This is a genomic window from Paenibacillus helianthi, from assembly GCF_001909055.1.
In the GTDB taxonomy this organism is placed as follows: Bacteria; Bacillota; Bacilli; order Paenibacillales; family Paenibacillaceae; genus Paenibacillus_AQ; species Paenibacillus_AQ helianthi.
The window spans coordinates 48,828-67,537 of record NZ_LVWI01000030.1 but is presented as its reverse complement, the minus strand read 5'-3'; the positions used below and the strand labels follow the sequence as shown (position 1 = coordinate 67,537).

The following is an 18,710-nucleotide window of genomic DNA, read 5'->3' as shown; positions in this document are numbered from 1 at the left end:
ATGCATGGGGTTCCCCCTGTGTCATACGTGGCCTGGCCTTTATAATGTTGCTGCTGGTTTACACGCAGCTTACTCCACTGCCGCGAACGTGGTCACTCCGCCGCTCTCCGGCCGGATGACCTCCGCCCGCTCCCGGCGCACCAGCTCGGCCAGATGGGCCAATGCCTCGCTCATGGCGAACCGCATCTGGTGTGCGTTCGACACGCGGCTGCGGAACAGCGCTTCGCATACCGCGAAGCCGCTGAGCGGGCCACCCTCAAGCAGAGCGGCAGTCGTATCCAGCCGCTCCTCATGATGGCGCAGCAGGCTGTCCGCCCGCTCCGTGAAACCCGCGAACGGTTTCCGGTGGCCCGGAAACGCCTGAGTTACCCGGAGACTACGCAGCTCGCGCAGCCCCTCCATGAAGGTCAGCAGCGGCTGCGGATCGCTGCCCGGCTGCAGGCTGACATTGGGCGAAATCTGCGGCAGCACAGCATCGCCGCACAGAACTTGCCCGCTGCCGCCATGATAAAAGGACACGTGCCCCGGTGCATGTCCACCGGTCAAGATCGGCTGCCACTTGCGGTTCCCCATGTGGAACGGCTCCATGGTATTGAGATAGGTCACCTCTGGCTGAGGGGTGACCTGGGGCAGGAAGCGTTCCAAATGCTCCCGGATTCCCTGTATCCACTCCTCAGGCATGCCGTTGCTGAGGAAAAATTGCGGCAGCGCTTCATTCAGAGTAGCCGCCTCTCCCCAGGTCAGCCGGGCTTCGGCATGGGCCCGTCCCGACATCCAGACCTTACCTCCACTGCGGGACTGCAGCCATCCTGCAAGACCGTAATGGTCCGGATGATGATGCGTGACCACAATATCCCGAATCTCACCCCATGAATAGCCCAGCTCCTTCAACACATTCTCCCAGGCAAGCTCCGCTTGGGGCGTATGCGGACCAGGGTCGATAACCGTAAGCTGTCGGTTCCGATCAGGGAGAATATAGCTGTTCACCTGACGCAGCGGCAGGTCCATCGGAACCGAGACCTGAATAATACCGCCTTCCCATGAGTTCATACCAACCTTTTGCATGCTATCGCTGCCGCCTTCCCCTGGGATCAGGTCTATCTTCCTCACGCTATCGTCACCGCCTTCCCCTGAGGTTAGTTCTGTCTTCCTCATGATCCCTTCACCGGACGTACACCCGTAAAAATCATCCGCCCGGAGCTCTCCGCCACATACTCCTCTTCCTCATAGCTGCCGTGGACCGCCTCCAGTTGAAGGCCTGCGGCTGCAATCATCTCGCGGAATTGATCCAGCGGATACAGCTTGACGCGCTCATGGTACTTACGTGAAGCCCCACAGGACTTCGAGGTCAGGATGATATCCTTCTTGACATAACCATCCTCAATCCGCCGCGACTCATCAATCAGAGTATCCCCATCCTCACGGACGGAGTGCGGAACCAGATGGCGGATGACATGAGCCGGATTCAGAAAATCCACTATGAATTTGCCGCCCGGTACAAGCATGCGGCGGATTTCCCGCAGCACCTTCACCTGCTCCTCATCCTCTTCAAAGTAGCCAAAGGAAGTAAACAAATTCACCACAGCCTCAAAGCCGCCCTCAAGCGGCAGCTGACGCATATCTGAACGTATCCAGGTCACGGCTTCGGCTCCGGCCTGTGCCCGCGCTTCACGCAGGAGCGCCTCAGACAGGTCCACACCGGTAACCTCATATCCCGCTTCCGCGAGCGCCAGAGAATGGCGTCCCATGCCGCAGCACAGATCAAGCACCCTGGCCCCCTGAGGCAGCTCCAGCCATCCGATCATCCGCTCCACCTCACGCCGCGCCCCGCCAAAATCCCGGTGTCTGTATACAGTTAAGTAATCCTCACCAAAACTCTCCTCATACCACTCACCCATGTTCCTTCTCCTCCCGCAGCAGCACCTGCACAAACCTCTCTATGTATGCTACGCGTGTATTCGAACCAAGCTCTCCCGATTCCAATGGCGATGTCCCTTATTTTTCTCAGAATAACGGGTTTGAACATATCACCTAATGTAACGCAATTGTACCGTCTTTTATAGCTAAACTCAAAAAAGAGTCGCCATTTCGCCATACTTCCCGCGTCATGGCAACTCTTTAGACCACTCTAGTTCTGTCGCTGCAGATATACTCTTGCTTCATAAGGACGAAGCTTCAGATTTCTCAGGTCTTCCTCATTAATTGGCGTGTAATTAGAGATCAGCAGCTCCAGCTTCTGTGACTGAAATTCCTCCGGCAGCTCAAACACCGGCTCCCGCTCAAAGAAATTCAGCACCACCAGCAGCCGCTGATCCTCAAGTGTGCGGGTGTACGCATAAATTTCCGGGTGCTCTCCCAGTAGCAGGGCGTATTCACCGTAGACAATGACCTGATGTTTTTTTCTCAGCTGGATCAGCTTCTTGTAATAATGATAGATCGAGTCAGGGTCTTTGACCGCACTGGCTGCATTAATCTCCCGGGAATTGGAGTTCAACCGGATCCACGGTACGCCTTCCGTAAATCCACCGTCCTCTCCATCGTTCCATTGCATCGGCGTGCGGGCGTTGTCCCGGCTTTTTTTATGAATTGCGGCCATGATATCAGCTTCGGGAACGCCATTCGTGCGCTTTTCCTCATAATAATTCAGTGTTTCTACATCCCGGTAATCATCAATCGAATCAAAGCCCGCATTGGTCATCCCGATCTCCTCACCCTGGTAGATATAAGGGGTTCCCTCCAGCATATGAATAAAGGTAGCCAGCATTTTGGCTGAGGGGATGCGGTAATACATATCGTTGCCGAACCGGGATACCGAACGCGGCTGGTCATGGTTGCACAAATAGTTGGCGTTCCAGCCACTATTATGCAGGACCGTCTGCCAGTTACTGATGATCTTCTTGAGTTCCAAGAGACTCCAGGGGACCGTATCCCACTTTCCTCCGCCCGGAGCCGCGCAGTCCAGATTCATATGCTCGAATTGAAAGGTCATGTTCAGCTCGCGGCGTCCGTCACCGACATAATCCAGTGCCTGCTCCGGGCCAAGCCCCGAAGTTTCGCCAACCGTCATAATATCGTAAAAGTAGAGCACCTGCTCGTTCAGATTGCGCAGCAGCGTGTGCACATGCTCCAGATTGGAGAACATGTCATACGCCCGCACAGTCGTCGTACCCTTAGGATTCAAGGCGTCGGGATACCCGTCCTTCTTCACAATATGGGCGATTGCGTCAAAACGGAAGCCGTCGATTCCTTTCTTCAGCCACCACTGCACCATTTCATGCAGCTTGTCGATCACGGCGGGATTCTCCCAGTTCAGATCCGGCTGAAATTTGGAATACAGATGCAGGTAATATTCATCCGTCTTGGGGTCGAGCTCCCAGACCGAGCCGCTGAAATAAGACTCCCAGTTGTTCGGCGGACCGCCGTTTTTACCTTTTCTCCAGATATAATAATCCCGTTTGGGATTATCCTTAGAGCTTCTGGATTCAATAAACCAGGGATGCTGATGGGAAGTATGGTTCAGCACCAGATCCATCATCAGCTTCATCCCGCGGGAGTGCATCTCCCGCAGCAGCCGGTCAAAATCATCCATCGTCCCGAATTCCTTCATAATGTCGCAATAATCACTAATATCATAGCCGTTGTCATGGTTCGGCGATTTATAAATCGGGCAGATCCAGATGACATCCACGCCCAGATCCTGCAAATAATCCAGCTTAGACATAATTCCGCGCAAATCACCGATCCCGTCACCATTGCTGTCCATGAAGCTGATCGGATAAATCTGGTACACTACGCTTTCCTTCCACCATTTCGGGTTCACAAGGATTCCTCCGCTTCTGCGATTCCTGCTTGGATAAGAAATATGTTCCGGCATAAAGGACTTCCCGGCCTCTTGCGGACACATTAATATATCTTAACCACTCCAGAGGAAGGGAATAACAAATTTCTTATAAAACCTTCATTTCAGCAAATAAAGCGGCAGCAAAAAAGACAGGAACGCCTTCGTATAGAAGTGCTCCCGTCTTCTGATTGGATTATGGCCCACTATGCTCAGCAGAATTGTGCTGTTGATTCAGTTTGCAGCGTGACTGCCGAAGTACTCTATTTACCTATGGAGGCATGGACATTCGTCTCGTAGGCTGCTATTTATTCCCCGGAAAATTGGATGTTCCTACCGTCTGGGCAAGCTGAAATTTGCACCTTTCCTCTACAACAGCCCCACCATTCTCAAGCCCTCAAGAATTCCATTCTCACTGACTGGCTTGGTAACATAGCGCGCAACAGCCTTCACTTCATCTTCTGCATTGCCCATCGCGATACCATGACCCACAAAGCCCAACATCTCCAGATCATTCAGTCCATCACCAAACGCATAGATATCTTCCTTCCGGACCCCGAGCGATTTCATCATTTGAGCGATGCCCCCCGCCTTCGAGCCATTTCCCGGCAGCACATCCATACACAAGGGATGCCAGCGTATAAAATGAAATTGCGGATACGTCTCCTCGTATAACACCTGATTTTCCTCTGGACAGAAAATCAGCGCCTGATAGATTTCGTGCTGCAGAAAATACTCCGCATCATGTGTCGGAAACGCCAGCTTCAGCGACCCGATACTGGTTCTGATATACTCATGCTCCGCAACATTCACCTTCATGCCTACGGCATCAATATAAGCCACCGGATGATCATTTTTTTCGGCAAACAAGGTTAGAGCCTGCAGGGAAGAGGTATCCAGGGGGTTGCGGTAAATTACTTCTCCTTCAAAAACAACATACTGCCCGTTGAGCGACACATAAGAATGAATGTCCAGCTCTTCACGCAAATCCTCGAACATGTATGCGGCTCTGCCTGTGGCAATTGCTACATGATGCCCCTGTCTTTTCAGTTCAGCAATAGCTTCCTTCGTGGAAGCGGGGATGTTCTTCTCCTCATCATAGATTGTACCGTCAATATCAAAAAAGATTGTTTTCTTCGTCATAGCTTCTCCATTCTCCTTATCCTTGCTCTCTCTGCTTAACGTTCCTGCTCAAGATTGTAGAGGCTTGTCGTATGCGATGCAAGCTATCTTTGCTCAAAAACCGTAAATTCCAGAGCGCAACCGGAGTGTAAAAAGAAAAAACGGCCTCCTCCTCTCCTGCAGGATGGCAGCCGTTTCTCCTAGGCAAACTTTAAAATAGCTTTACTGAAATCCGATACTAATGAGGAATATATAACCCTCCCCAACATTTAGATATCAAGCTTATGGTTGCAGATCCATTTCACCATTTCAGGATCACGATGAGAGAAGAACAGGGACTGTTTCGTATCCAGCGCAGCAATCGACGCCATATCCTCTGGATCTAATGCAAAATCAAAGATATCGAAGTTTTCAATTATTCTTTCTTTACGAACAGACTTTGGAATCACAACGACTTCTCTTTGTGTCATCCAGCGTAAAACCACCTGAGCAACGGATTTATTATACTTTGCAGCGATGGATACCAGTACCTCATTCTGGAACAGGTTGTTTTTCCCTTCAGCAAAAGGCGCCCAGGATTCGATCTGAACATGATGCTCTTTCATAAAGTTTGCATTTTTAGTTTGTTGATTAAAAGGATGCGTCTCAACCTGGTTTACGGCAGGAGTCACTTCATTATGAATAATCAAATCGATCAGACGATCCTCATGAAAGTTGCTGACACCAATAGCCCGCACCTTACCTTCATGGTACAGTTCTTCCATTGCGCGCCAAGAGCCGAATATATCTCCGTAAGGCTGATGAATTAATTACAAATCCAAATAATCCAGCTGCAATCGTTCCAGTGATTTTTCAAATGCTTTTTGGGTGCGGTCATATTCAAGCGCCTGAGAGTATAAAAAACAGGCAGTGTCCGCCTCCCCCAAGGAAGACACCACTGCCTGCACTTCCCATACTCCCGACTGCGAGAATTCCTAACGTTGGACTCAGCCATTGCCGGAATCTTGCCGGTAGATAAGACAACCTCATTTTCACCGTAACCGGCAATACTCCTTATGCTTATACAGCATTCTGAGCCCGCTGCTGCTCCTCCATCAGCCACTGCACCAGCATATATTCCGGGACCGTGCCTTTATGGGACTCCGCGTATTCTCGGACACGCTCCAGCAAATGCCCTGCGGTATCCGGGGTAATCTGGAGGCCCCACTGGTCCAGCACATGGGATACGCCGCCGGTGCCGGAATGCTTGCCGAGTACAAATTGGTGACTCCGGCCCACTTCCGCGGGATCAAAGGTCTGGTAAGTAGCTCTCTCCTTCATCAGCCCGTCCACATGAATTCCCGACTCATGGGTAAAAGCCAGCTGCCCGACAATCGGTTTGGCATCGCCAACACTTCGTCCGGAAGCAGCAATCACCTTGTCGGCCAAGCCTTTCAGCAGATCAAATCTGACGTTACTCTCTCCGCCATACAGATGGTGCCAGGCCATAGCGACTTCCTCCATGGCTGCGTTGCCGGTCCGTTCTCCGATTCCGGCCACTGTGGTGCTGGCCCAGACTGCCCCTGCGGCTACGCCGCTGAGCGTATTCGCGCAGGCCAGGCCGAAATCGTTATGGCAGTGCACCTCCAGCTCGACATCTGCAGGAACCTCACCAAGCAGCGTGCTTACCCGCTCGGCGATCTGTCCCGGATGATGCGCTGAGACGGTATCCGCATAACGGAACCTGCGGATGCCCTCCTTATATAGAGAATTCACCAGCTCAACCAGAAAACCCATGTTGGCCCTGGACGAATCCTCCATTCCCACCGACACCGTCATCCCGAGCGACCGGGCGTATTCCGCTGCACCCAGCAGCTTGTTCAGTCCCTCCGCTGGCGTTAGCCCCAGCTTGCCATGCAGCTGAATCTCCGATACCGGAATAGACACATGGCTCCAGTTCACTCCGGTAGCCCGTGCCTTGTCAATATCCCCCGGTACCGAGCGATTCCAGGTCATTAGCTTCATGGGGAGATTCAATTCGGCAATTGCCGCAATATCCTCCTGCTCCCGTTTACCCATGGCAGGAATTCCTACCTCTGCCTGTTCAACTCCGCTCTCCGACAGCAACTTTGCGATTTCCAGCTTTTCCGCCCTCGTGAATGAAACTCCAGCCGCCTGTTCGCCATCCCGCAGTGTCGTGTCACATAGCTTGAGACTTTTCACGGTGTACCTCCTTCTCCGCAGCAAGCGCAATTCGGATTACGGGAAATATGGACGCTGTAACAGGCGAAGTCGAGTGAGCTGAAGCGATGCATCACGCCCGCATAAGTTGTCCCTACCCCTGTAATCCATTTTACGGCTTCCAGCGCAGCCATACAACCTGCAATTCCGGATGTCGCTCCCAAAACTGGAAATCCAAGCGGCTCCCACTGAGGCTGCACATCCGGGTATAAGCACTCGAGGCAGGGTGTAACACCAGGAATAACGGTGGTAAGCGAAATTTCAAATCCGTACATTGCAGCTTCCACCATAGGTGTGCCGGTATCTACACACAGGCGGTTCAGAGCATACCTCTCTGGAAAATCATAACGGGCGTCGATTACAATATCTGCGTCCAGTACCCAGGGTTTGGCAAGGTCATATTCAATTCTTGCATTATATCCCTCGATCTCGACATGCGGGTTCAGGCGCTTCAAATGGGTTATAGCTGTACTGATCCGTTCCATCCCCAGATGATCTGTGTCCATTAGAATCTGCCGATTGAGATCAGGCGGGACAATTATTCCTTCATGGGCCAAAATAAGCTTGCCAACGCCCGCCGCGGCCAGATACATCGCTGCCGTTCCTCCAAGTCCGCCAATTCCGGCCACCATGACCGTCGCTTCCTTCAGAGCCTTCTGCCCGTCTTCACCCAGCAGCTTCAACTGCCGGGCATACCGTTCCAGCTCCAAACCTCCGGCAAGCTGCTTCATGCCCGATTCCCCCTGTGACTGAACATTAGATTTCTGATCCCTAGCCTTCCAGACTCAGCAAACCGTGGAAGGCAGACATTTCATTATACTTCTCCAGAAACGCAAGGCCTTCCTCGATACATTCCACTCCATAACGAATAGTCTTCTCCTCGGAGGTGAACGGGAAAGGAGCACCGGCCCGCAGACTTTTGAGCACCAGAATCACACGCCCGGTGTACAGCAGCCCCCGCCCAAAGCCCTCTTCATTAATCTCGGCAGTACTTTGCACCATGGTTCCGCTCTTCTCTTCCATGACCCCGGCGATCGCCTGGAACAGAACCGGAACCTGCTGGCGAACCTTCGGTGATACGGCACAGTTGAATTCGGATTTATCCTTGTCCTCGGCCGAAGCCAGGAACAGCTTGGTTATCTTCTCCTGCGGGGACAGCGAAGCATGACGTCCGAAGAAGTCGGCTGTATCCAAAAGATTGCACAAACGGCGGACAAAAGCATCCGCCGTATCCTGATCCAGTTCTTTTACCGCCTTGCGGCGGCGGGGTTGCACCGACGCCTCCTCTTGGAAAGTTCCCGCCTGAAATGCCAACCTGTCATTAGCCAACGGTTCCATTCGCTTCCTCCCCTTCACCTGTGCCTTCTTCTTCTTCTTCTGCACGTAGGACTTTGGCCAGCCACATCGGCGGCTTGCCCTGAAGCATCTCAACCAGACGTTTCACCTGCTCATCAATCGGGCTGCCGAAGGGAACCTTGACCGGCATTATCTTGCGGCGTGTCACCCGCGCGGCGGCTGAAGCGCCGATCTGCATGATGAAGATCAGCGTACAATCCTCTACCGCCGCCAGGCGGCTGTCAATTTTCCCGGCTTCATCCTGATTCAGAACAACCGGCAGCTTGCGTAGCTCAAGCAGTTCACCGCCATTTTTGGTCACATTATATACGGCGAACATAGGACTTTGCCCGAAATGGGCATTCACCCGGTTTCCATCATCTGTGGCGAATGCTACTTTCACGGCGGCCCACCTCCCTCTGCATTAACAAATTCCCTGCTTTATTACTCCATTCCATAGCCCCTCTATATCCAACAGAGACTGACATATATGCCCCCAGCTCATTCCATACCGGAAACCCTGCCGGCATAAATGCCGCTTCCATCCGCTGCGCTCCGGCAATACCATGCGAATTGCTGATCCATAGATCAGCGCCTGTGCCCAGCACTTCGGCATCGTCCAGATCCCCTACCCATACCTCGCGCTCCATCCCTGCAATCAGCGGTGTTTCATAGGAGGCGATCAGCGCTTTCTGCTCCACACCCAGCTCCTCAAGCCACCCGGAGACCGAGTACAGGTGGTCTGGCTCCAGCGCAGCCACAACGGACATTCCGGCGAACTGGAAATGCGCGTCAAGCATGCTATCGAGCAGATTTTCCCGCTGCCAGCAATACCGCAGCGGCACCGGCTCTCCGCTGATCTGGTGCAAAAAATGCAGCAGTTCATCCGAAGCCTTAAGCCCCATCGCACTCTCGAATACCTTGTACGGCGTACCGAGCGCATTATGAAGTCTCCTTGCCGGACGCTCCATACTGCCGCCGATCGCGATCGTCAGCCCGGACTGCAGGCTCTGCAGCATGGAATCCAGCGGCACACCGCCACGGGTCAGCGGGGAGAAGCCGGTCAGCAAATGCCCTGACAAGGAAGTTGAAATATCCGGCAGCGCAATAACCTCGAATCCGAAAGAAGATATCATCTCCTTCAACTCCATCACATCCGCAGGTGTCAGAAATGATCCGGGCAGCAGTGTAATCTGCCGGGTATTCACGCTTCGTGAGCCCTTATGCCCTACTTGCTGGATCATCTCATCGATCATGGACTCCACGGTAGCGCTGAAGCCGGATTCAAGTGACCCGCGGAAATCCGGCAATACCACGGAAAAAGCAAGCCCCCCACGCATATTCCGTTCCCGCTTGTAGGACTTGAGCATGCTCTGATAATCCACCCCGGCCACATCGGTCAATTCCGTCCCGATGATCCCGATAATATCAGGCCGGTGCTTGCTTAACACCACATTCAGGGCCTCTTCCAGATTGCGGTTCGCGTCAAAGATCACATCCATCTCCTGCAGCGCGGAGGTCTGAACGGCGATCGGCTCACGAAAGTGACGGGTCAGCAGCGCCTTGGGAAAAGCAGAGCAGCCCTGCGAACCGTGCATCAGCGGCATGGCACGGTAACAGCCCTGCAGTGCCAGCACGGCGCCGAGCGACTGGCCGATTTTGATCGGATTGACCGAAGCTGGCTTCTTCCTTCTGTTAACGGTCATAGGGAGGCGCCTCCTTATCCCATGGGGCCGGACTGGCAGCCAGCTTCCAGATCGGATTGGCCAGGGAATAGGTCAGCTCCTTGGCGAGCCGCAAGAGCCCTTCGTAACCAGCGTAAGCCTTGTGTCTCTCCTGGTTGATATCAATGAACGGAATCTGTTCCTTCATGGCCACGTACATATTACGGCCGCCTGCGATCATAATATCCGCTTTGCGTTCCCGCACCGTTTTGAGGATGCGGCTGGCTCCGCCTTCGGGAATATATTCGGTGTCATCCCCCACACGGTCGGCAATCCGCCGAACGTCATCTTCCGTGCTTTTGTTCGTGCCAACGCCCACCACCTGAACACCAAGCTCCTTAAGTGCAGAAATAACGGACCAGCTTTTGACACCGCCGGTATAGAGCACCGCCTTCTTACCTTTCAGGATCTTGCGGTATGGACGAAGATCCTGGGTAAGACGGGCCTCTTCACGTTCGGTCAGACGGTCTACCCGGCGCTCCATTTCGCGGTCATTCATCAAATAAGCCATTTGTCTTAGCGAATAGGTCGTTTCCTTGGCGCCATAGAATGAGCCCTCAAAGTATGGAATTCCGTATCTGGACTCCATTTCCCTGGCGAGTCCCAGCAAAGCCCGGCTGCAGACAACCATGTTCACCTTCGCACGGTGCGCCCAAGTAAGCTCCTTATAGCGGGCATCTCCAGTAATACGTGAGGTTACCGAAATACCTGCATTGTTCATCAGCTTCTCGATATCCCACATCTCACCGGCAATATTGTATTCACCTATTAGGTTGATACCCATGGACATCTCGGGAGCCGGTTCTCCGGTGCCGATAACATATTGCAGCAGCGCATCTCCGGCCAGCCGGTTACCGAGATTCTTGCTGCCGACAAATCCGGGACTGTTCACAGGGATGACCGGGATGCCGAGCCGCTCGGCTGCAGTCTTACAGACAGCATCCATGTCTTCACCAATCAGAGCAGTCACACATGTTGAATATACAAATATTGCCGGAGGCGCAAAGCGCTCGGCAATATAGTCAATACTATCCTTCAGTTTCTTTTCTCCGCCAAAAATAATATCGGAATCCGTAAGATCCGTAGCAAAACCATATTGAGACAGGGAAGGGCCGCTGGACAGGGTTCCCCTGCTCTCCCAGCTGTTCCCCGCACAAGCAATCGGACCATGGACAAGATGCGCAGCGTCCATAATCGGCAGCAGTGTAATTTGGGCTCCGTCGAAGGAGCAGCCTCCAGCCGCTTCACCCGGTTTGGGCCGTGGACAGGGCTTTACTTTTGGGGCCAGGCTCCCGCAAGCCCCGGAGTCAAATTCGTCTTTTCGAACAGGTTCCATCGGCTCTTCATCTCCTTCGCAAAAAGTTGCTTGCTTCACGCAAACCTTGCGCTGCTAAGACGGCCATTCTACATGATTGCCAAATTCCCGGCCTGCCCCGTCCCAGAAATTCGGCTGAAAGAATCCTTCGCCGAAATGTAGGGACCAGAGAACGCCGGGTGAAATCATTTTACATTTATTCTGCTTCAAGTAAGAATTTCTCACCTAACCAAATCATAGTTAAAGCCGGAGTGGTTACGGTCAAGCTCATCCAGCACGGTATTCACGATCAGGCTCAGCAGGTTCAGAGTACCCTGGTAACCGATAATAGGATAACGGTGCATGTGATGACGGTCTAGAATCGGGAATCCTACCCGGATCAGCGGTACACCCGCGTCCTTGGCGGCGAATTTCAGATGCGAGCTGCCGATAGCCAGATCAATCGGATCATTCAAGAGCAGCGAACGCATATGCCAGAGATCATTGCCGATGTACAGGGTAGCCTCCGAGCCATAAGGGCTTGAATCCAGAAGAGCCTGAGCTTCATCTTTAAATTTCACATCATTAAAATCCACATCACCGTTTGAGCAGACGATATGCACGGGTTCCATCCCCACTTCGAGGCAGAATCCAATGAGTCCGATCAACAGGTCAGGATCGCCTACGAGCGCAACCCTTTTGCCGTGCAGATAAGGGTGGCTGTCCGTCAGGGCATCCACGACTCGGCCCCGTTCTTCGGTAAGTGAAGCTGGAACCGGAAGACCCGTCAGCTCGCTGACCGCTTCCAGCAGCTTATCCGTACCGGTGATCCCCAGTGGTGTAGACATTGCAGTGATCGGCTGGTTCCAGGTTCCGCTGATAAAGTCCTGTGTCTTTTTCAGGGTGTATTTTTGAAGAGACAGCGAGCCCAGCGCATTGGCCGCCAAGGGCACATCAACAAGCTTCGTACCGCCGTAATAATATTCATACTCGCCTGTTGCCGGAGAGTCATAGTTGCCGCTGTGGTCACCAAGGATCGTATATTGGGTGTCAAAGGCTTCAAGAATTTTGCGGATTTCCGCAAAGTTGCCGGTGTAAGGCTCAAAACCAAGCATTACATTCAGCTTCTCACCGGATTCCGTACCGCTTCCAGGGCTAGCCTTAATTCCAGAGCGTTCATACAGGTAGCTCAATATGCCTTTCAGCATGGAATCATAGCCGGTGATATGCGAGCCGACAAAGCTCGGTGTATTACAAAAGGCTACCGGAAACTCTTCCGTGATCACGCCTTTAATGCGGGCATTGCCAATAAAAGACGAAAGGTCGTCACCGATAACTTCAGCCATACAAGTTGTACAGAGGGCTACCATCTCCGGTTTGTAAAGGGCAATACTGTTCTCCAATCCGTCGATCAGATTGTTCATGCCGCCGAATACTGCTGCATCTTCGGTCATGGATGAGGAAACCGCAGGCGTAGGCTCTTTAAAGTGGCGGCTGAGGTGACTGCGGAAATACGAGTTGCAGCCCTGCGATCCATGAACGAATGGCAGTGTTTTCTCGAATCCGAGGGCAGCCATCACCGAGCCGAGCGGCTGGCAGGCTTTATGCGGATTGATCACAACCGCTTTACGGTCAAAGTTCTTTTCCATATATTCTGCAGATTTGGAGTAGGCCAGTGCTTCCGCTGTATTCTGCTCGCTGCAGGGTGCCTCAAATTGCTTTTTATTTGCCCGCTGCTGAACGTAGCGTTCCTCTGCAAATAGCGAGTTGTAGTCTGGAATATCCAGTTTTTCCTTACTCATACGCCCGCCCCCTCCTTCTGCGCTTTTTCCTTCTTGCTGATCAGATTCCATACCGGACTGTTCACGGTCATATCCATATCCTTGGCAAAAATCTTAAAGCCGTCAAACCCGTGATACGGACCGCTGTAATCCCAGGAATGCATTTGGCGGAACGGAACGCCCATCTTGTGGTACACATACTTTTCTTTGACGCCTGAGCCTACCAGATCGACATTCAATTTCTGAGCGAGCTCTTCCAGCTCATACGCAGTCGGGTCATCCATAATGATGGTTCCTTCCTTCATCATCGGGAAGGTCTTTTCATAGTCATCCTTATGGGCAAATTCATAACCGGAAGCTACGATATCCATGCCCAGATCTTCATAAGCGCCGATCGTATGGCGGGAACGCAGTCCTCCGATCATCAGCAGAACCTTTTTGTTTTCCAGACGCGGTTTGAATTTATGGATGATTTTATCCATTTCCGGTTGGTGTCTGGCAATCATTTTCTCACAGTTCTCCTGAATCGTTTCATCGAACCGGGCTGCGATCGCACGAAGGCTCTCATAGGTCTTAGTTGGACCAAAGAAATTGTATTCCATCCACGGAATATCGTAGGCCTTCTCCATATGCTCCACCATATAGTTCATCGAGCGGTGGCAGTGGATCAGGTTCAGCTTAGCCTTATGGGCAATTTCCAGTTCGTTCAGAGTACCGTCCCCAGACCACTGAGCAATGACGCGAAGGCCCATTTCTTCCAGCAGAATCCGCGAAGCCCATGCATCGCCGCCGATATTATAATCGCCGATGATATTGACATCGTATGGGCCGGTTTCAGCCAGCTCAGCTTTGCCAAGTACGAAATCACGAATAGCATCATTGGCAATATGGTGACCCAGCGATTGGCTGACACCACGAAATCCTTCACAGCGTACCGGAACAATCGGCATTTCCAGTTCTTTGGACATTTTTTTGGATACCGCTTCAATATCATCGCCGATCAGACCGACCGGACATTCGGATTGTACTGAGATCCCTCTGGCAAGGGGGAACATTTCTGTGATCTCACGCATAATCACTTCCAGTTTCTTATCACCGCCGAATACGATGTCCGTTTCCTGAAAATCACTGGTGATCTGCATAGCGGTAAAATTGTCGATCCCCAGCGTCCCGTTGGCATAGTTGCGGCGTGTACCCCAGCTGTACTGTCCGCAGCCGATGGGACCGTGGCTGATATGAACCATATCCTTGATCGGGCCCCATACCACACCTTTGGAGCCTGCATAAGAGCATCCGCGGGGCGTCATTACGCCCGGACGGGATTTAATATTAGATTTCAGGGCACAGGTGCCGCAGGATTGAGCTTCTTCGGTATTGATCTGGAAATGCTTTTCGCGGTCTTTCTTTGCTTTTTTGGGATAGGCTTCCAGAACCTCTTCTACTAATTTCTTATTCTCTTCGATATTCAGTCCCATTTATTGCCCCTCCTTATCGTGGTGCAGGACGCTTAAGCCGCCTGCGTGGCCATTAGCCACTGAAAGTTCATCCGGTGAAGACGTCTCTCCACTCCGTTCACCGGATGACTGGGTAATCACGGCTTGGGCAGTCTTATTGACCGGAAGCTTGCAGCTTCTTGATCGCTGCTTCTTCATCTTCGATGATACCGAATTCCATCAGCAGCTCTTCCAGCTCTTCCATGGAAATCGGAGTAGGGATGGTCAGCATTTTGTTGTTGAGGATTTTTTCAGCCAGGATTTCGTATTCCTTAGCTTGTTGATGGGCAGGGTTATACTGGGCTACTGTCATTCTGCGCAGTTCGGCATGTTGAACAATGTTATCGCGGGGTACGAAGTGAATCATTTGAGTGTTCAGGCGACGGGCAAGCTCCATGATCAGTTCATCTTCACGGTCAGTGTTACGGCTGTTGCAGATCAGCCCGCCCAGTCTCACGCCGCCGCTGGTAGCATATTTCAGGATACCGCGTGCAATGTTGTTGGCCGCGTACATGGCCATCATTTCACCGGAACAGACGATGTAGATCTCTTGTGCCTTGCCTTCGCGGATTGGCATTGCGAAACCGCCGCATACTACGTCGCCCAGTACGTCATAGGATACGAAGTCCAGATCCTGATACGCGCCTTCCTGCTCCAGAAAGTTGATGGCAGTAATGATCCCGCGTCCTGCGCAGCCTACGCCCGGTTCAGGACCGCCGCATTCTACATTGATGATGTCGCCAAAGCCGGTCTGCAGCACATCTTCAAGCTCCAGATCCTCTACCGAACCCAGTTCAGCCGCCAGTTCCAGTACGGAGTTCTGCGCTTTGGTATTCAGAATCAGGCGGGTGGAGTCTGCCTTAGGGTCACAGCCAACGATCATAATTCTTTGTTTGAATTTGGTGGCCAATTGGGCCAAAGTGTTTTGGGAAGTTGTGGATTTACCGATACCGCCTTTACCGTAGAAAGCTATTTGTCTCATGATTCATCATCCCTTCGAAATGTTTAGTTTTTCAAAATAAGAGCTGTACTTCACACTTTCGAGAATCGCTTCCTGTATTCCACCTTTACGGACGAGAGGCAAGACTCCGGTTTTGTTCAGGCTGGCACGCGGGCCATCCCCGATGCCGGAGCAGAGAAGAATGCGGCAATCACTTAGAATGGATATGATTTCTTGCAGCGTGGCGGCTTTATCACCGTTGCAGTCTGCTTTGCCTTGGCAATAAGCCTGTATCTTGCGGACACCGAGCAGCTGTACATCCGCTCCATCGGTATCGTATACCATGAATTCTGTCGCATGCCCGAAATGCTGATTGACCTTGTCGCCGCCCCGGGTAGCTACCGCGACCCTTACCTTCGAGGCATTCTCCTGCAGCCATCTGGCCTGTTTGGCCTGGACCCGCTCGCGGATCTTCGCATCAAGCTCACCTTGGAATAACGCTCTGGCCTCCTGGTTGATCACCGGGTCAGCCTCCATCCCTTCAAGAGGGAAATCCTGATTCCGGTCCTGGCCCAGCAGCCCGATAGCGTCAGCCCGGCATTGCCGGCAGTGGCGCATCACTTTCATGCCGTCGCGGCCAAGGAGTTCCTGCAGATTGTGCAGTTCCTTCGGACGGGGCGCTTTGCGGCCGTCCAGCTCGTACTGGCTGCCTGGTGCGATAATAAGCGGTGTGACGTTGTGTAGTGTAGCCCCGAGCTCTTTTACTCTTTTGGACACTGCGGGTAAATGATGGTCGTTGACCCCTGGAATCATAATGGAATTGACCTTGACGAGAATCCCCAGCTTTGCCAGCATTTCAAGACCGAGCAGCTGGCGGCTGATCAGCAGCTCCGCTGCCGCTCTTCCTTCGTAGCGCACACCTTCGTCGAACACCCAAGGGTAAATCTCTTCAGCGACCTCAGGATCAATGGCATTGATGGTGATGGTGACATGGCGGATACCAAGCTCCATAATCTCATCGATATGCCGGTAAAGCGTCAATCCGTTGGTGCTGAGGCACAGAGATACATCCGGCACGTATTCCTTAACCCGGGCGAACGTATCGAACGTCTGCTCAGGATTCGCCAGCGGATCGCCGGGACCGGCAATGCCGACTACCGAAAGCTGCATGAGCTGAGCAGCCACCCCTCTCACTTTACGTTCTGCCTGCTCCGGGGTAAGCACCTCACTGACCACTCCAGGCCTGCTCTCATTCACGCAGTCAAACTTGCGGTTGCAGTAATGGCACTGGATGTTGCAGGCGGGAGCTACCGGGATGTGCATCCTGGCATAATACCGATGGGCTTCCTCGCTGTAGCAAGGGTGGCGGCTGAGCTCCTCCTCTGCTGCACTTGATATACACGACGACGGCTGCATCATTTCCCACCTCCTAAAAGTTTTACGAGCATTGACTTCCCTGATGTGTCATCGAGTAAAACTCGCTTCGTAAGCATTTGCTTAAGTTTTACGGAGCCCTACTTCTTTGAATCAACTTCGCAGTAAAACTCGCTTCGTAAGCATTTGCTTAATTTCTAATAGAGTTTATCTGGCAGAGCCAAATGAATTAATGTTATATTACCTAACAACAAATCGTCTGACCGCTTTAATTAGTCTCATCATATTTTCATTCCAATACATCGTCAATTAGGTTTAGGCTTAAAAAGCCCTCATTTTCCTTTTGTTTGCAGTTTCGCCATATCATATGTTAGTTTATCTAACCTACATATATCATGTTTCCGTTTCCATTCTAGTCGTTATCTATTGATATTTATTCTCACAGGCATTGACAATGGCTCTCAAGTCATATATGATACTTTTAAGTCACACACGTAACCAATAAAATTTAATATATCCCGTAAAGGGGAGTAGCTGTTAGATAAAATCGTCAATACGAGAACGTGAGGATGTTCTCCGGTTTTATCGGCAATGAACTATTGTTAGCGAGACCTTTACCAATCAGGTTAGTCCTTTATTCCAAAGGCTGATCTGCTTGGTAAAGGTCTTTTTTATATAGTTTTGGTAAAAATAATGGTACCCCAGGGATTTAATGGTGGTACTTACATCCAAATGAGGAGGAAGCAGCAATGGATTGGGGATTATTATTAGAATACGGATGGGTATTGCTCGTTCTCGTAGCACTGGAAGGGTTGCTCGCCGCAGATAACGCACTGGTACTGGCAATCATGGTTAAACATCTTCCTGATGAGGAACGTAAAAAAGCATTGTTCTATGGGTTGGCCGGGGCGTTTGTGTTCCGATTTGGTTCGCTTTTTGTTATCTCTTATCTGGTGGACATCTGGCAGGTACAAGCCATTGGCGCGATCTATCTGCTGTTCATTGCCGGTAACCACATCTTCCGAAAAGTGCTGTTCAAGAAGCCCGTTACCGATGAGGCTGCCGAAAGCGGCAGTGAGAAAGCCGTTGAAAAGAAGAAGTCCAGCTTCTGGTTTACTGTACTAAAGGTCGAAGTGGCAGATATTGCCTTTGCCGTTGACTCTATCCTGGCGGCTGTTGCGCTTGCCGTTGCGCTTCCGCCAAGCGGACTCAGCAATATCGGGGGTCTTGACGGTGGACAGTTCCTTGTCATCTTCGCAGGTGGATTCATCGGATTGGTCATTATGCGGTTTGCAGCCTCCTTCTTCGTCAAGCTGCTCCACTCCCGTCCGGGTCTCGAAGTTGCCGCATTCTTTATTGTCGGCTGGGTCGGCGTCAAGCTGGCCGTCATCACTCTGGCCCATCCTTCGCTGGGTGTGCTGTCCGAAGATTTCGCCCACAGCACCTGGTGGAAGGCAACCTTCTATGTAGTGCTCGTAATTATTGCAGCCACCGGCTGGTTCATGAGCAGTCACAAGATTGAAGAGAACGTAGGCGAAAACCCGGTTCGTGAAGTGGATAAACAGCTTGGTAAATAAAAACATCGGCTG

Annotated in this window: 15 protein-coding genes and 1 pseudogene; 1 reads left to right on the top strand and 15 read right to left on the bottom strand. The window is 52.0% G+C overall.

Translation table 11 applies throughout. The annotated features are described in order from the left end of the window. Positions 1-69 precede the first annotated feature (69 nt). The 15 genes and pseudogenes from A3844_RS07620 to nifB all read right to left on the bottom strand — a co-directional run bounded on the left by A3844_RS07620 (position 70) and on the right by nifB (position 17,166). Entirely contained in the window at positions 70-1,155 is a 1,086-nt protein-coding gene (locus tag A3844_RS07620) for an MBL fold metallo-hydrolase (RefSeq protein WP_244169723.1), read from the bottom strand. After that, on the bottom strand, positions 1,152-1,898 hold the full coding sequence (locus A3844_RS07615) for a class I SAM-dependent methyltransferase (RefSeq protein WP_074084164.1): 747 nt from the start codon (positions 1,896-1,898) through the stop codon (positions 1,152-1,154). Before A3844_RS07615 ends, A3844_RS07620 begins: the two co-directional genes overlap by 4 nt. Positions 1,899-2,128: 230 nt before the next feature. Continuing rightward, on the bottom strand, positions 2,129-3,820 hold the full coding sequence (locus tag A3844_RS07610; protein ID WP_074100642.1) for a glycoside hydrolase family 13 protein: 1,692 nt from the start codon (positions 3,818-3,820) through the stop codon (positions 2,129-2,131). 387 nt (positions 3,821-4,207) lie between these two features. After that, complete coding sequence (locus tag A3844_RS07605) at positions 4,208-4,981, bottom strand: Cof-type HAD-IIB family hydrolase (RefSeq protein ID WP_074107065.1); 774 nt, start codon at positions 4,979-4,981, stop codon at positions 4,208-4,210. A 248-nt stretch (positions 4,982-5,229) separates the two neighbouring features. Next, positions 5,230-5,832: pseudogene (locus A3844_RS07600) on the bottom strand (aldo/keto reductase); the annotation flags it as partial. 187 nt (positions 5,833-6,019) lie between these two features. After that, on the bottom strand, positions 6,020-7,162 hold the full coding sequence (locus tag A3844_RS07595) for a homocitrate synthase/isopropylmalate synthase family protein (RefSeq protein WP_074084162.1): 1,143 nt from the start codon (positions 7,160-7,162) through the stop codon (positions 6,020-6,022). After that, positions 7,159-7,911 (bottom strand): HesA/MoeB/ThiF family protein, encoded by a 753-nt coding sequence (locus A3844_RS07590; protein ID WP_074107064.1) that lies wholly within the window; start codon positions 7,909-7,911, stop codon positions 7,159-7,161. Before A3844_RS07590 ends, A3844_RS07595 begins: the two co-directional genes overlap by 4 nt. A 40-nt stretch (positions 7,912-7,951) precedes the next feature. Beyond that, entirely contained in the window at positions 7,952-8,518 is a 567-nt protein-coding gene (locus A3844_RS07585) for a DUF269 domain-containing protein (protein WP_074107063.1), read from the bottom strand. Beyond that, the gene (gene nifX / locus A3844_RS07580) at positions 8,502-8,918 is read right to left on the bottom strand and encodes a nitrogen fixation protein NifX (RefSeq protein WP_074107062.1); all 417 of its coding nucleotides are present in this window, start codon (positions 8,916-8,918) and stop codon (positions 8,502-8,504) included. Before nifX ends, A3844_RS07585 begins: the two co-directional genes overlap by 17 nt. Next, on the bottom strand, positions 8,893-10,221 hold the full coding sequence (gene nifN, locus A3844_RS07575) for a nitrogenase iron-molybdenum cofactor biosynthesis protein NifN (RefSeq protein WP_074084158.1): 1,329 nt from the start codon (positions 10,219-10,221) through the stop codon (positions 8,893-8,895). Before nifN ends, nifX begins: the two co-directional genes overlap by 26 nt. Beyond that, complete coding sequence (gene nifE / locus A3844_RS07570) at positions 10,211-11,575, bottom strand: nitrogenase iron-molybdenum cofactor biosynthesis protein NifE (protein WP_074107061.1); 1,365 nt, start codon at positions 11,573-11,575, stop codon at positions 10,211-10,213. Before nifE ends, nifN begins: the two co-directional genes overlap by 11 nt. A 200-nt stretch (positions 11,576-11,775) precedes the next feature. Beyond that, positions 11,776-13,335, bottom strand: coding sequence for a nitrogenase molybdenum-iron protein subunit beta (gene nifK / locus A3844_RS07565; RefSeq protein ID WP_074107060.1), 1,560 nt, complete (start codon positions 13,333-13,335; stop codon positions 11,776-11,778). Then, a complete protein-coding gene (gene nifD / locus A3844_RS07560) occupies positions 13,332-14,789 on the bottom strand; it encodes a nitrogenase molybdenum-iron protein alpha chain (protein WP_074107059.1) in 1,458 nt (485 codons plus the stop codon). The genes nifK and nifD overlap by 4 nt, the downstream gene beginning before the upstream one ends. A gap of 133 nt (positions 14,790-14,922) precedes the next feature. Beyond that, positions 14,923-15,789 carry a nitrogenase iron protein gene (nifH, locus tag A3844_RS07555; protein WP_074084154.1) on the bottom strand — a complete coding sequence of 289 codons (867 nt, stop codon included), beginning with the start codon at positions 15,787-15,789 and terminating at the stop codon, positions 14,923-14,925. A 6-nt stretch (positions 15,790-15,795) separates the two neighbouring features. Beyond that, positions 15,796-17,166 (bottom strand): nitrogenase cofactor biosynthesis protein NifB, encoded by a 1,371-nt coding sequence (gene nifB, locus A3844_RS07550; RefSeq protein ID WP_074107058.1) that lies wholly within the window; start codon positions 17,164-17,166, stop codon positions 15,796-15,798. Positions 17,167-17,870: 704 nt separating this feature from the next. Between nifB and A3844_RS07545 the strand changes: the two genes are divergently transcribed. Continuing rightward, positions 17,871-18,698, top strand: coding sequence for a TerC family protein (locus A3844_RS07545; RefSeq protein ID WP_074084152.1), 828 nt, complete (start codon positions 17,871-17,873; stop codon positions 18,696-18,698). The last annotated feature ends 12 nt before the right edge of the window (positions 18,699-18,710 follow it).